The following is a 13,737-nucleotide window of genomic DNA, read 5'->3' on the forward strand; positions in this document are numbered from 1 at the left end:
CATAGATTTGCGTCTGTCTAACGAGCCGGAAGGACGGGGGCAACCATGCGTGTTCTGGCACGGGTCGAGGCCGCATTGCTGAACCAGACGGGCTATTTGTTTCAGTGGTCTCCGGTGTGTCTGGCGATTGGGATTGGTCTGTACTTTAGTCTTCGGTTTGAACCGGGAGGGCCGGTCTATGTCTGCTTGCTGGTCTTGGCCGCGGTTCTGGCCCTGATCGGACGCCGGGCGCGTACAGGATGGGCTGCGTTGGCAATGGGGATTGCGCTGATTGCCGCCGGGTTTGTTCTGGCTGGCGCGCGCGCCCATTCGGTCGCGGAGCCGGTCTTGTCATGGCGTTACTACGGCCCGATCGAGGGGCGGGTCGTTGCCATAGATCGCTCTGCGTCGGACGCGTTGCGGGTGACGCTGGACCGGGTGCGTCTAGAGGATGTACCCGATGACCGCCGACCGCAGCGCGTCCGGCTTTCCCTGCATGGCGGGGACAGTCCATTGGTCCCTGGGCAGAGGGTCATGACAACAGGGCATTTGTCTCCGCCCCAAGGACCGGTCGAGCCGGGTGGGTTCGATTTTCGCCGTCACGCTTGGTTTCAACGCTTGGGTGCTGTTGGCTATACCCGGGTGCCGGTGATGACCGTTGCACCGCCTGACGCCGCGACCGAAGGAGTGCGGATCACGGCGTGGCGCATGGCGATCTCGGACCGGGTGCGGGCGATTCTGCCCGGTGAAACAGGCGGTTTCGCGGCGGCTGTCACGACCGGAGACCGCAGTGGAATGGGGCAGGAGACCCTGAAATCCCTGCGCGCCTCGAATCTTGCGCATCTGCTGGCGATATCGGGCCTGCATATGGGGCTTTTGACCGGCTTCGTGTTTCTGGTGTTCCGGGTAGGTCTATCAGCCATCCCGTTCGTCGCGCTGCGCCTGCCTGTTCGCAAACTGGCGGCGGTTGGGGCGCTGATTGCAGCTGTGATTTATTTGATGCTTTCGGGGGGGAACGTCGCCACGGAACGGGCCTTTGTGATGGCCAGCGTCATGCTTGGGGCAATTCTGATTGACCGTCGTGCAATATCGCTCCGCGCTGTTGCTGTGGCGGCGCTGATCGTACTGATTCTGCGCCCTGAATCCCTGTTAAGCCCGGGCTTTCAGATGTCTTTTGCAGCCACCACCGCGCTTGTCGCGGTGTTTGGAGCGTTACGGGACTATGGACCGCTGCCCGGCCCGAAATGGGTGAAGCCTGTGGCAGGCTTGCTGATGTCATCTGCTATCGCCGGACTGGCGACCGCGCCGATTGGGGCGGCTCATTTCAACACCATGTCCCACTATGGGTTACTGGCCAACATGCTGTCGGTTCCTGTGATGGGAACAATCGTTGTCCCTGCCGCCTTTGTGGCTGCGGTGCTGGCGACCGTCGGGTTGGAGGCAACAGCGCTGCACGTCATGGGTATAGGGCTGGATTGGATTCTGTTCGTTTCGGACCGTGTGTCCAAGTTGGACGGCGCACAGGGTTACGTCTCCAGCCCGCCGTCATATGTGCTGCCGATGTTTGCCCTAGGCGCTGTGTGGCTGGCGTTGTGGAAGGGGCATGCGAAATGGGTGGGACTTGTTCCTGTCGTGGCGTCCTTTCTGCTCTGGGGGCAGGGAAGCCGACCCGAGGTTTTGATCGCCGACTCCGGCGGGCTTGTGGGCATCATGACCGAAGATGGCCGCGCGCTGAGCAAGGAAAAAGGCAGCGGGTTCGTTGCGACAGTGTGGCTCGAGAATGACGGCGACGGCGTGGATCAGGCCACAGCGGCTGGCCGCTGGCCGCAACAGGCAAACGGTGTCCGCCGTAATGTCTGGCGGGGTAAAGAGCTGGTGCATATCACCGGCAAACGCGCGGCAGCGGGGTTTACGGAATGCAAAGAGGATCAGATCGTTGTGTCCTCGGTCGCATTAAGTTTGAAAGGAGAGTGCGGAGTGTTCGACCTCGACCGATTGACACAGACCGGCAGTCTGGCTTTGTCCGAGGGCAAAATAAGAACCAGCCGAGCAGCCATCGGACACAGGTTGTGGTCCCCGGCACTGGCCGCGAACCACAGAGCTAAGCGGGGTCAATAGCTGCGGATCAATCCGACCAACCGCCCCTGAACTTTGACCTTGTCTTCGGGCAGAACGCGGGTTTCGTAGGCTGGGTTTGCCGCCTCCAGCGCGATGGCGTTGCCCCGGCGGAAAAAGCGTTTCAGCGTGGCTTCCTGATCTTCGACCAGCGCGACGACGATATCGCCATTGTCAGCGACCCGGGTCTCACGGATCACCACAACGTCACCGTCATTGATGCCTGCGTCGATCATCGAATCCCCGCGTACTTCAAGCGCGTAATGTTCGCCTTTGCCCGATACCATGCTGCCCGGCACCGCCACACGATGCGACACGTGGCTGATCGCCTCAATCGGCACGCCAGCCGCAATGCGGCCCATCACAGGTAGCTCTAGTGCGTCTACGGTAACCGGTTCAAAATTGGCAGGGCGCGGGCCTTCGGGCTTGTCCCCGTCGATCACGCGCGGCTTGAATGCGGCCGTAGGCTCACCGCCCAGACTTTCCGGCAGCTTTACGATCTCGATCGCCCGGGCACGATGTGCCAGACGGCGAATAAACCCGCGTTCTTCCAAAGCGGTAATCAGGCGGTGGATGCCGGATTTGGATCGCAAATCCAGGGCGGCCTTCATTTCATCGAAACTGGGTGGAACCCCATCCGCCTGAACGCGTTTGTGGATGAATTCCAACAAATCCAACTGTTTTTTGGTCAGCATTGCTCACACCTCGTCGGTCATGCGTTTTCTTTTGTTCTACGCATGTTCACGTTTTGTGTCAATGGATTTGAGCGCTCAGATCGGCAGGTACAGAACCTCGTCCCCCTTGGCGCGGGCCGGATCATGGGGGTCGCGCACCAAAAGAGCGTTGGCTTGCGCCAGAACACTAAGCAACGAACTGTCCTGATCGGCGCAGGCGCGAATACCGTCTTCGCTTAGGACAGCGCGCATGTAGTGTTCCCGCGGTCCGTTCTTGTCGATGGGTTCGGCCAGCTGAGCCCGTTGGAACGGCATCAGAACCTGTTCAATTCCAAGCATCCGGCGCACCATGGGGAGCAAGAATAAATACCCGCAAACCATTGCGCTGACAGGGTTTCCCGGCAATCCGACCATCGCCGTCTGACCCAATCGACCGGCCATAAGCGGTTTGCCTGGTCGCATGCGGATTTTGTAGAATGACCGCTCCATCCCCAAGGCTTGAGACACATCGGCAACCAGATCATATTCTCCAACCGAGGCACCGCCGATCGTCACCACCAGATCGGCCCCCGCGGCGAGGCCGAACGCGGCTTCAAGCGAGGCGACAGTATCCTTAGCGATTGGAAGAATACGGACCTGCGCGCCCGCGCTTTCCAGCATCGCTTTCAGACCAAACGTGTTTGAGGCGATAATCTGGTCGGGGCCGGGTTCGTCGCCGGGCATCACCAGTTCGTCGCCGGTTGAGATCAGGGCTACCACGGGTTTGCGCGCAACAGGTACGGTCGGGATATTCATCGCGGCCATTAACGCGACATCTTCGGGACGTATGATGCGCGGTGCTTGGATCGTTGTGCCAGCGGTAAAGTCGATGCCCGCCGGACGGATGTTGGTTTTTGGTCCGGGCTCTTCGGTAATAGTGATCAGATCACCGCGCCGGTCCGTATCCTCTTGAATGACAACGAAATCAGCGCCCTCAGGGATCGGCGCACCTGTGAAGATCCGCACGGCCTGACCGGCACCGACTCTCCCTTCGAACCGTCGTCCGGCCGCAGATTCGCCGATGACCTTGAACATGGCATGCAGCTCGACCTCGGCCGACTTCAGGGCGTATCCATCCATGGACGAGGCCGCGAAGGGCGGCTGATCTCTTGTTGCACTGACATCCCGAGCCAGTACTCGGCCTGCGGCGTCGGTCAACGGGACCTCTTCTGACGCAAGAGGCGAAACGAGGTCAAACAGCAGCGCGCGCGCCTCTTCTACGGTAATCATTGCGCCTCGTAACGGCCTGATTTTCCGCCGTCTTTCAGCAAAACTCGAATGCCGCCGATCTCCATCGCTTTGTCGACCGCTTTGGTCATGTCATAGACCGTCAGGGCTGCGGTTGAGGCCGCTGTAAGCGCCTCCATCTCAACCCCGGTCTGTCCCGAAGTTTTGACCGTAGCCTCAATCTGAACGCCGGGAAGCTCGGGGTCCAGTGTCAGTTCAACGGCGACCTTTGTCACCGGCAACGGGTGGCACAGTGGGATCAGGTCAGGCGTCTTTTTTGCCCCCATAATGCCCGCAAGACGTGCAACACCCAGAACGTCCCCCTTTTTGGCGCGGCCTTCTGAAATTAAATCAAAGGTTTCTGGTGCCATCTTGATGTATGCGGCGGCCACCGCCACGCGGTCTGTGACGGCCTTTTCCGAGACATCGACCATATGCGCCTGTCCCTGAGCATCAAAATGGGTCAGCGGCATCACATCACTCCGGGGATCAGGGGGTTTGAAAGGATGTGCTGTGTTGCGGCGGTGACGTCATCCTGTCGCATCAGGCTTTCACCAATCAGGAAGCACCGCGCGCCATAGCGGGCGATATCGGCCAGATCTTCAGGAGAGTTCAAACCGCTTTCGCACACGATGGTCCGGTCCTCGGGTACCAATTTTGACAGACGCCGGGTCGTATCAAGTGTGGTCTCGAAGGTCTTGAGATTACGGTTGTTTATCCCAAGCAGAGGGCTTTTCAGATGGGTTGCACGCTCTAACTCGGCCTCATCATGAACTTCGATAAGAACATCCATGCCCCAGTCAAATGCGGTTTGTTCCAGTTCCGCCGCCTGACCATCTTCGACCGAAGCCATAATGATCAGAATGCAATCCGCACCCAAGGCACGGGCTTCGACCACCTGATAAGGGTCGTACATGAAATCCTTACGCAGTGCAGGCAGCGACGTCGCGGCGCGCGCTGCGGCCAGATATTCTTTTGCGCCCTGAAAACTGGGCGTGTCAGTCAGCACGGACAGGCATGTTGCGCCTCCGTCCTCATAGGCTTTGGCCAGCGCTGGCGGATCGAAATCCGGGCGGATCAAACCTTTGGACGGGCTGGCTTTCTTGACCTCTGCGATCAGGCCGTATCCTTTGCGTGTAGCCGAATGCAGTGCGTTGGCAAAGCCGCGCACCTCTGAGGCCTGCCGCGCCTCACTTTCCAGCGTTTCCAAGGACTTCTGCGTCTTGTCGAATGCGACTTCTTCCAGCTTATAGGCTTTGATTCTGTCCAGTACCGTCTCTGTCATGCGGCCTCCTGAGTCTTTCGGGCCAATGCGGCGATTTTTTCTTTGGCTTTCCCGCTGTCGATGCTTTCGACGGCTTTGGCGACCCCGTCCTTGAGGTCGCTGGCGGCATCAGCAACAACCAGCGCTGCCGCGGCATTCAACAGAACCGCGTCGCGATAGGCGGACGGTTCACCGTCCAGCAATGCGCGGAAGGCGACCGCGTTTTCTTCGGGCGTGCCGCCGAGGATATCTTCGAAGGGATGTATCGGCAGACCCGCATCTTCTGGATGCAGTTCGACCTCTTTAACCATGCCATCCTCAAGTGCGGCCACCCAGCTGATGCCGGTTATGGTCAGTTCATCGGTGCCGTCCGAACCATGCACAAGCCACGCGCGATCCGATCCAAGCAGACCCAGCGTTTCCGCCATGGGTCGGATCAGGTCCCGACTGAACGCGCCGGTCAGCTGGCGTTTAACGCCTGCGGGGTTGGTCAGGGGGCCAAGGATGTTGAAAATCGTGCGGGTCCCAAGTTCTTGCCGGGACGGCATGACATGGGCGATGGCCGGGTGATGCATCGGGGCCATCATGAAGCCGATACCGACCTCATTCAAAGCGTTTTCAACCACGTCCGGGCCAACCATTACGTTGATTCCCAACTGCCCCAGAGCGTCCGCCGCCCCGGATTTCGAGCTGAGATTGCGGTTGCCGTGCTTGGCCACGGTCACCCCGGCACCTGCAACCACAAAGGCTGTGGCGGTCGAGATGTTCAGCGTGCCTTTCCCGTCCCCTCCGGTGCCGACGATGTCCATCGCGCCAGCGGGCGCTTTGACCGCGTTGCATTTGGCGCGCATCACAGCGGCGGCGGCTGCGTATTCGTCGACCGTTTCACCACGGGTGCGCATCGCCATCAGCAAGCCGCCAATCTGGCTGGGCGTGGCTTCGCCGTCGAACAGGATGGCAAAGGCCTGCTCGGCTTCGGCACGGGTCAAAGGCCGGTCGGCGGCTGCTCCGATCAGCGGTTTCAGAGCGTCGCTCATGCGGGGACTTTCATCTCGGACAGGAAGTTCTTGAGCAGGGCGTGACCATGCTCGGATGCAATGGATTCGGGGTGAAATTGCACGCCGTGAATGGGCAATTCTTTGTGTTGCAGGCCCATGATGGTGCCGTCTTCCAACTCGGCCGTAATCTCAAGGCAGTCGGGCAGGGTGGCGCGGTCAACCACCAACGAGTGATAGCGGGTCGCCTCGAATGGCGATGGCAGCCCTGCAAATACGCCTTTGCCGGTGTGCTTCATCGTACCCATCTTACCGTGCACGATCTCGTGACAGCGGATGACGTCACCACCAAAGGCCTGCCCAATGGTTTGGTGGCCGAGGCACACACCCAGAAGGGGTATCTTCGTCTCAGCTGCCGCTTCGGTCAGAGCAAGGCAGATTCCAGCCTGATCCGGGTCGCAGGGGCCGGGGCTAAGAAGGATGCCTGATGGGTTCATGGCCATGGCTTCCTGCACATCCAAGGCGTCATTCCGCCGAATGACCATCTCGGCGCCAAGTTCGCCTAAATAGTGGACCAGATTGTATGTAAACGAGTCGTAGTTGTCGATCAGCAGCAGCATTTGGGCACTTGTCTCGTATTGGGCATTTCGGGCTGGCGATACAGCCCCGAGCCGCGATATAATGTTGGCACATACATGCTCAGGCTTGCGCGGCAGCGTCAAGAGGACATCCCGTTCCTTGCGCTGCGGTAAGTGAATGCCGCATCAGACGGCGTACATGCGATCGAAGCAGGACTAAGACGAGAGGCGATAGTAATGAGCGGATTTGTCAGTGGTATGATCGTGGGCACAGGTGTTGTCCTGGGCTTGGGGGCCGCGTTGTCCCTGACTTTGCCTCTGAATAGCAAGCCAAATGTTGTGGTCGCCGTAGCTGAACCTAAACCGGCTGAAATCCCAGAGGTGCAAGCCGAGGCGACGGATGCCGTCGGCGATGCGGACTTGGTGGAGCTGGCACCTACAACTCCGGAATCGTCGGAAGATCAGACAGACACTTTGGCTGAATTGGCGGATGTTGAGATCCAGCCAGATTCGCTACCGGAGATTCAGGACAATTCGGTTGAGGTCAGCGCACCCACCAATGTCGAAGCGTCCGAAGTCTCAGTGTCCGCAGTAGCGCCGGTTGCGCCGCAAGCACCGCCGTTGGAGCAGGAAACGCCGAATGTTGAGGTTCTGCCCGAGGTGTCTTTGGATGTTCCGGCACCGCAACCGGAGCCTTCCGCCGAACCGCAGCCTGCACCGGTCACAGAAGCCATTCCACAGCCCGAACCAGCGCCCGAGCCAAATACCGAAGTGGCCGCGCTGGAAGAGGAAGTTGAAGAAAACCCCTTTGAAGACAGCCCTATTGCCGTTGAAGGTGATGAGGATACTGCGCCGCGCAAACTTCCCCGCATTGCATCTGTACCGCAGATCGGAGCAGCGGATGAGGGCGCAGAAAACCGCACCGTTGGCACCCGTGTTGTCCCTCTGACCGAGCGGGATGATGCGCCCGAAACACCCACGGACACCGCGACCCCGGTTGCTTTGGGTAAACCGATCGAGGCATATGCCGCTGTTTTCGACAACCCAGAAGCCAAGCCGCTGATGTCGATCATTCTGATTGACGACGAAGGCGCATTCGGGGCCGAAGCGCTCAGGGATTTTCCTTATCCGCTGAGCATCGCCGTCAGCCCGTCTGACCCTGAGGCGGTGGAAAAGATGGCGCGCCATCGCGATGCGGGTTTCGAGGTTCTGGCTATGGCAGACCTGCCCGAAGCCGCCAGCGCGCAGGATGCCGAAGTTTCTTTGGCCGTCTGGCTGGAAACTCTGCCGGAAACGGTTGGTATCCTCGAAGGTGTGCAGTCCGGGATTCAGGGCAACCGCAAATTGGCCGATCAGGTGGCCGCCATTGCCGCTGGAACCGGACGCGGGTTGATCACGCAAGACAATGGCCTCAACACCGTGCAAAAGCTGGCCGCCCGCAACGGGGTGCCGTCAGGTGTGATCTTCCGAGACATTGACGGTGCGCGGCAGGACCCCAAGATCATGCGCCGTTTTCTGGATCAGGCCGCATTCCGGGCCGGGCAGGAAGGCACTGTGGTGATGCTGGGCCGTCTGCGCCCAGACACAATCTCGGCCTTGCTGCTATGGGGGCTTGAGGATCGCGGTGGTCGGGTCGCCATGGCCCCGATCTCGGCCGTGATGATGAAAGAAGTTCAGTAAAATCTGAAGGCAAGATGGGATGCCCATGCGGGGCAACCCATTTTTTAGCTGTTACCTGTACCAGTAAACCGCGCCGCGTCTGCGGCCGCACGCCGGATGGCGTTCGATTTGTGAACGGTCTCCATATATTCGTATTCGGGGTCGCTGTCGTATACGACGCCGCCACCGGCCTGAATATAGAGCTTCTGATCCTTCACAATCGCCGTCCGCAAGGCAATGCACATATCCATGTCGCCGCCAGCGCTGAAATAGCCCACACCACCGCCGTAAACGCCGCGCTTTTCGGGCTCTAGCTCGTCGATGATCTCCATCGCGCGCACTTTCGGCGCGCCCGAGACGGTACCGGCAGGCATCCCGGCAAAGAACGCATCCAGCGCGTCCTTGTCTTCGGCCAGTTCTCCGACCACGTTCGAGACGATGTGCATAACGTGGCTGTAGCGTTCGATTATGAACTCTTCAGTCGGACGCACGGTACCGATCTTGGCGACACGACCTGTGTCGTTACGACCCAGATCCAGCAGCATCAGATGCTCGGCCAGTTCTTTCTTGTCGGCCAGCAAATCGACCTCGTTGGCCTTGTCTTCTTCGGGCGTCGCACCGCGCGGGCGGGTGCCGGCGATAGGACGGATCGTCACCTCATCCCCAAAGACACGCACGAGAATCTCGGGGCTGGCACCCACGACCTGAAAGCCGCCGAAATTGAAATAGAACATGAACGGCGACGGGTTCGTGCGCCGCAAGGACCGATAGAGCGCAAACGGAGGTTGCGGAAAATCCTGCGTCCAGCGCTGCGCCGGGACGACCTGAAAGATATCGCCCGCGCGGATGTATTCCTTGGCCTTCTCAACCGCTTCCATGTAGCCGGATTTGGTAAAATTCGACACCGGAGGTGCGACCTCGGATGCGTCGCCCAGATCGCGGGTTTCGGCAGGCATGGCGCGTTCCAGATCACGCACCGCATCCATAACGCGTTCTGCGGCCTGCGCATAAGCGGCTTTGGCCGACTGACCCTCGGCGACCCAGGCGGGGGAAACGACTGTGACTTCACCCTTCACGCCGTCCAAAACGGCGATGACCGAGGGGCGCAGCATGATCGCATCCGGCAAGCCCAGCGGATCCGGGTTCACATCCGGAAGATATTCCACCAGCCGCACCATGTCATAGCCCAGATAGCCGAACAGCCCGGCAGCGGCCTGAGGCAGGTCGTCGGGCAGCGCGATGCGGCTTTCGGCTAGCAGTTCGCGCAGATTGTCCATCGGGTTGCCGTCCTGCGGCTCGAACGCTTCGGTATCAAACCGTGCTGAACGGTTCAGCTCGGACGTCTCACCCCGGCAACGCCAGATCAGGTCCGGCTTCATCCCGATGATCGAATAGCGCCCACGCACCTCGCCTCCGGTCACGGATTCCAGCATGAAGGCGTCTTTCTGCGCGCCCGTCAGCTTGAGCATCAGCGAGACAGGCGTGTCCAGATCGGCTGCAAGCCGCGTGTAAACGACCTGATTTTCGCCTGCCTCATAGGCACGCGCGAAACTGTCGAACTCGGGGGTCAGTGCCATTTTCGGTCTCTTTTAATAGCTCGACTGCACGGCGTTCAGCGCGCGTTGGTCAATCACAGGGCGGGCGCGGGTCTGCGCGTCGCGCACGTAGGCGTCAAAGATGTTCTGTGCCAGCGCCTGATTCAGCTGCGCCTGACGCAGTTCGTCGGTTTCGGCGGGTGGCAGCAACTCGTCCAAACGCACGATAAAGGCGGAGCCGGCACCGGGAATAACGCGCAGCTCACCGGGCTCCATCTCGAACACCTGAGTCATGAACTCGGTCGGCACATCGTCAAGAAACGCGGTGCGGGTCAGGGCGTTTTCCACACGGAAAGGCAGGCCCGTTTCGGTGAAATCGCTGTCGGCGTTCAGGCTTTCCAGAACGGAAGCGGCCTGTTCTTCAAGCGCTTTGTTGGTTTCCGCCTGAGTCCACGCCGCAGCCACCCGTTCACGTGCGGTTTCCAGAGGTTCGGGGCGACGGGGCAGAACTTCGTTCAGACGCAGCGCAAAGATCGAGCCATCTTCAAGGAACGCAACCTCGGGGAAGTCACCTTCGTTTACAGCTTCGGCGGCTGAGCGGAAGCCGTCATAAGCGGCGACGCCATCGTCGCTCTGACGGGTCCAGTCGATCAGGCCCAGTTCCATCTCGGTTTCACCGACCAGCTCTTCCAGCGTGGTGCCACCGGCCAGCAGGTCGTTGATGTCTTCAGCCTGTGCCTCGATTTGACGGCGGGCGCGTTCGGCGGCCAGTTCCTCACGCAGGGCAGGCTCGGCATCCTCAAACGGCGTGTTGTTTTCCGCCAGCGAGCCGTTGATGCGGAACAGCGCGGGGCCGAAGGTCGACGGCAGTGGTCCGACGACAGTGTCCAGATCAGCGGCAAAAACGGCATCAGCAGCCTCGCCCAAATCTTCGCGGGTCACATCACCAAGGTCGATATCGCTGAGTTCCAGCTGACGGTCACGGACCAGCTGTTCAAACGTGGTGCCGCCAACCTCAAGCTGCGCTTTGGCGCTTTCTGCGGCTTCCTGGTTCGGGTAGGTCAGGCGCTCAACCAGACGGCGTTCGGGTTGATAGAACTCTGAGGCGCGCTGATCATAGAGACGGCGCACTGTCTCTTCATCGACCTCAACGCTGTCCAACAGCATTTCGGGAGACAGGATGGCATAGGTCAACTGCTTGGTGCGGGGCAGGGTAAACTGATCCTGGTTCTCATCGTAATATGTCTGGATTTGGTCATCCGTGGGCGCAGCAACCGGCGCGGGCAGGGCGTCCGGCCCGACGGTGGCAACGGTAAAGCTGCGGCGCGCGCCGACATAGTCGGTCAGCACCTGAGTCAGGGTCGCTGGCATCTCGACACCGCTGACCACGGCATTCTGAACGATGGTGCGCGCGGATTCCTTGCGCAGGTCCGATTCGAACTCAGTATCGGTCATGCCGACCTGATCCAGCTGAAACTGATAGGCTTCGCGGTCAAATGTGCCGTTGACGCCTTGAAACGCAGGGATAGCGACTATCTCTTTTTGCAGGTTTTCGTCCCCGATCGAGATACCCAGCTCAGCAACTTCGTTGTCCAGCGCGGCCAGAGCGGTCAGGCGCGAGAGGGCCAGTTGATCCAGCCCGAATTCATGTGCCTGCGAGATTTGCAGTGGCTGACCGGTCTGTTGTTCGACGGCGCGGATTTCGCGCTGCAACTCGCGGACATACTCGTTGATCGAGATATCTTCGTTGCCGACCTGCGCGACGGTCCGCACGGTGCCGGTCAGGCTGGTTGCGCCAAAGCCCGCAAGGCCCAGCATCAATAGGCCCATGAGAATCCAGACAAAGGTCTTCGATAGGTTTTTCATGCCTGCGGCCATGGTGCCCTCTTATTCTGTGGCAAAAACTGCCCTGTCGGTTGCGGCCCTGAATACGACGCACACCGCCGGGGGGCAAGCTCAGAAGGACAGGGAGTGCAAGCGGTCGAACAATTGGGCGATTCCCGCGCGGTCGAGGTTGGCAAAAGCGATGCGGACCTGACGTTTTCCAGCCGGATCGCCTTTGGGCATGAACATCGTGCCGGGAAGCAGCAGAACACCGGCCTCGGGCACCAATCTGCGGGCCAATTCATCCGAGGGAATGTCGAACGGATGCTCAAAATAGGCGAAATACGCGCCCAGCCCCAACAGGCGCCAGCCCTTATCCTTCAGACGCGGGACCTGTTCCTGTATCGCGGCGCGGCGATCAAGGATTTCGTCGCGCTCGCCTGCCACCCACTGAGACAGGTTCTGCAAGCCCCAGTGGGCCGCAAACTGGCCGATTTGACCGGGACAAATCGCAACGGTGTCGAGGAATTTCTCAATCTCGGACAGCAGATCAGGGTGGGTCGCGATTGCGCCAACGCGGTGGCCGGTCAGGCGATAGGCTTTGGAAAAGGAATACAGGTGAACCAGCGTCTCGTCCCAGCCCGGTTGCTGAAACAGTTCATGCGGAGGGCAGCTGCGGCTGTCGAAATCTCGATAGGTCTCATCGACCAGCAGGCGCAGTCCGGTTTCGCGCGCCAGATCATAGAAGGCCCGGACAAGCTCTGCCGGGTATTCCACGCCGCCGGGATTGTTCGGCGTCACCAATGCGATGGCACGGGTCTTTTCAGTGATCAGCGCGCGGGCGGTGTCCACATCAGGCAATAGGTGGTCGTTGGTTTTCAGATCGACAGCGCGCACCCCCGTCATGTCCAGCCACATTTTATGATTGAAATACCATGGGGTTGGCAGGATGACCTCATCCCCTTCATCGGTAATGGCCGATATCGCAGCGGCGAAGGCCTGATTGCAACCGGAAGTGATCGCAACCTGATCTGGCGCAACATTTGCGTCGTAGTGAGAGCCGATCTGAGCTGCCAGTTCAGCGCGTAGCTCGGGGTTGCCAAGAACCGGCCCGTAAAGGTGCGCATGATCTTCGTTAATGGCGAACTCTGCCATCGCTTCCCGCAACGCCAGTGGCGGTGGATCGACCGGAGCGGCCTGACTGACGTTGATCAGCGGCCGATCTTCAGGAAAGTTCACGCCTTCCAGCCAACGCCGCGCCTCCATCACCGGAGGTGCGAAGGTGGCGGCGGTGCGGGTCCGGGTCATACGTGGTCCTAGATTTTGCGCTGAGTATCAGTCGGTGCCGCGATAGGGCTCGACATATTGCAGTGCCATATCCCAGGGGAAGAAGATCCAGGTGTCCTGACTGACCTCAGTGATGAAAGTATCCACCATCGGACGGCCCTTGGGTTTGGCGTAGACGGTCGCGAAATGCGCCTTGGGGTACATGTCGCGCACCAGTTCCAACGTTTTGCCGCTGTCGACCAGATCGTCGATGATCAGAACGCCTTCGCCATCGCCCATCAGATCGGCGTCTGGGGCTTTGAGAACTTCAGCTTTGCCCTGTTCCTGATGATGGTAAGAACGCACGCTGATCGTATCCACGGTGCGAATGTCCAATTCGCGGCTGACGATCATCGCCGGAGCCATGCCGCCGCGAGTGATCGCAACAACGGCGCGCCACGCGCCGTCGTCAGGGCCCTGACCGTCCAGGCGCCACGCCAAAGCACGCGAGTCGCGGTGAATCTGGTCCCAGCTGATGTGAAAGCCTTTTTCGTGGGGCAGGCGGTCCTTGGCGCTCATGGT

12 protein-coding genes are annotated in these 13,737 nt (G+C 60.0%); 2 read left to right on the forward strand and 10 right to left on the reverse strand.

Annotation, left to right across the window (positions count from 1 at the left end):
• Window positions 1-45 precede the first annotated feature (45 nt).
• Complete coding sequence (locus ACOQOY_RS19615) at window positions 46-2,097, forward strand: ComEC/Rec2 family competence protein (RefSeq protein WP_420587004.1); 2,052 nt, start codon at window positions 46-48, stop codon at window positions 2,095-2,097.
• Here ACOQOY_RS19615 and lexA read toward each other — a convergent pair.
• The 6 genes from lexA to ACOQOY_RS19645 form a co-directional block, all read right to left on the reverse strand.
• The gene (gene lexA, locus ACOQOY_RS19620) at window positions 2,091-2,789 is read right to left on the reverse strand and encodes a transcriptional repressor LexA (RefSeq protein ID WP_420587005.1); all 699 of its coding nucleotides are present in this window, start codon (window positions 2,787-2,789) and stop codon (window positions 2,091-2,093) included. The genes ACOQOY_RS19615 and lexA overlap by 7 nt on opposite strands.
• Window positions 2,790-2,864: 75 nt before the next feature.
• Complete coding sequence (gene glp, locus ACOQOY_RS19625) at window positions 2,865-4,037, reverse strand: gephyrin-like molybdotransferase Glp (protein ID WP_420587006.1); 1,173 nt, start codon at window positions 4,035-4,037, stop codon at window positions 2,865-2,867.
• On the reverse strand, window positions 4,034-4,507 hold the full coding sequence (gene moaC, locus ACOQOY_RS19630; RefSeq protein ID WP_420587007.1) for a cyclic pyranopterin monophosphate synthase MoaC: 474 nt from the start codon (window positions 4,505-4,507) through the stop codon (window positions 4,034-4,036). Before moaC ends, glp begins: the two co-directional genes overlap by 4 nt.
• On the reverse strand, window positions 4,507-5,319 hold the full coding sequence (gene trpC / locus ACOQOY_RS19635; RefSeq protein ID WP_420587008.1) for an indole-3-glycerol phosphate synthase TrpC: 813 nt from the start codon (window positions 5,317-5,319) through the stop codon (window positions 4,507-4,509). The genes moaC and trpC overlap by 1 nt, the downstream gene beginning before the upstream one ends.
• Window positions 5,316-6,335 (reverse strand): anthranilate phosphoribosyltransferase, encoded by a 1,020-nt coding sequence (gene trpD, locus ACOQOY_RS19640; protein ID WP_420587009.1) that lies wholly within the window; start codon window positions 6,333-6,335, stop codon window positions 5,316-5,318. Before trpD ends, trpC begins: the two co-directional genes overlap by 4 nt.
• Window positions 6,332-6,913, reverse strand: a complete 582-nt coding sequence (locus tag ACOQOY_RS19645; RefSeq protein ID WP_420587010.1) for an anthranilate synthase component II — start codon at window positions 6,911-6,913, stop codon at window positions 6,332-6,334. The genes trpD and ACOQOY_RS19645 overlap by 4 nt, the downstream gene beginning before the upstream one ends.
• A 195-nt stretch (window positions 6,914-7,108) precedes the next feature.
• Here ACOQOY_RS19645 and ACOQOY_RS19650 point away from each other — a divergent pair, with 195 nt between their 5' ends.
• Window positions 7,109-8,551 (forward strand): divergent polysaccharide deacetylase family protein, encoded by a 1,443-nt coding sequence (locus ACOQOY_RS19650; protein ID WP_420587011.1) that lies wholly within the window; start codon window positions 7,109-7,111, stop codon window positions 8,549-8,551.
• A gap of 44 nt (window positions 8,552-8,595) precedes the next feature.
• On the opposite strand, the gene trpE is transcribed toward ACOQOY_RS19650, so the two are convergent.
• The 4 genes from trpE to gpt all read right to left on the reverse strand — a co-directional run bounded on the left by trpE (window position 8,596) and on the right by gpt (window position 13,734).
• A complete protein-coding gene (gene trpE / locus ACOQOY_RS19655; RefSeq protein ID WP_420587012.1) occupies window positions 8,596-10,107 on the reverse strand; it encodes an anthranilate synthase component I in 1,512 nt (503 codons plus the stop codon).
• 12 nt (window positions 10,108-10,119) lie between these two features.
• Entirely contained in the window at window positions 10,120-11,943 is a 1,824-nt protein-coding gene (locus ACOQOY_RS19660) for a peptidyl-prolyl cis-trans isomerase (protein ID WP_420587013.1), read from the reverse strand.
• Window positions 11,944-12,021: 78 nt separating this feature from the next.
• Window positions 12,022-13,197, reverse strand: coding sequence for an aminotransferase (locus tag ACOQOY_RS19665; protein ID WP_420587014.1), 1,176 nt, complete (start codon window positions 13,195-13,197; stop codon window positions 12,022-12,024).
• A gap of 27 nt (window positions 13,198-13,224) precedes the next feature.
• A complete protein-coding gene (gene gpt / locus ACOQOY_RS19670) occupies window positions 13,225-13,734 on the reverse strand; it encodes a xanthine phosphoribosyltransferase (RefSeq protein WP_420587015.1) in 510 nt (169 codons plus the stop codon).
• Window positions 13,735-13,737: the final 3 nt, after the last annotated feature.

The sequence above is a fragment of the Ruegeria sp. genome, from assembly GCF_965221235.1.
Lineage (GTDB): Bacteria > Pseudomonadota > Alphaproteobacteria > Rhodobacterales > Rhodobacteraceae > Ruegeria.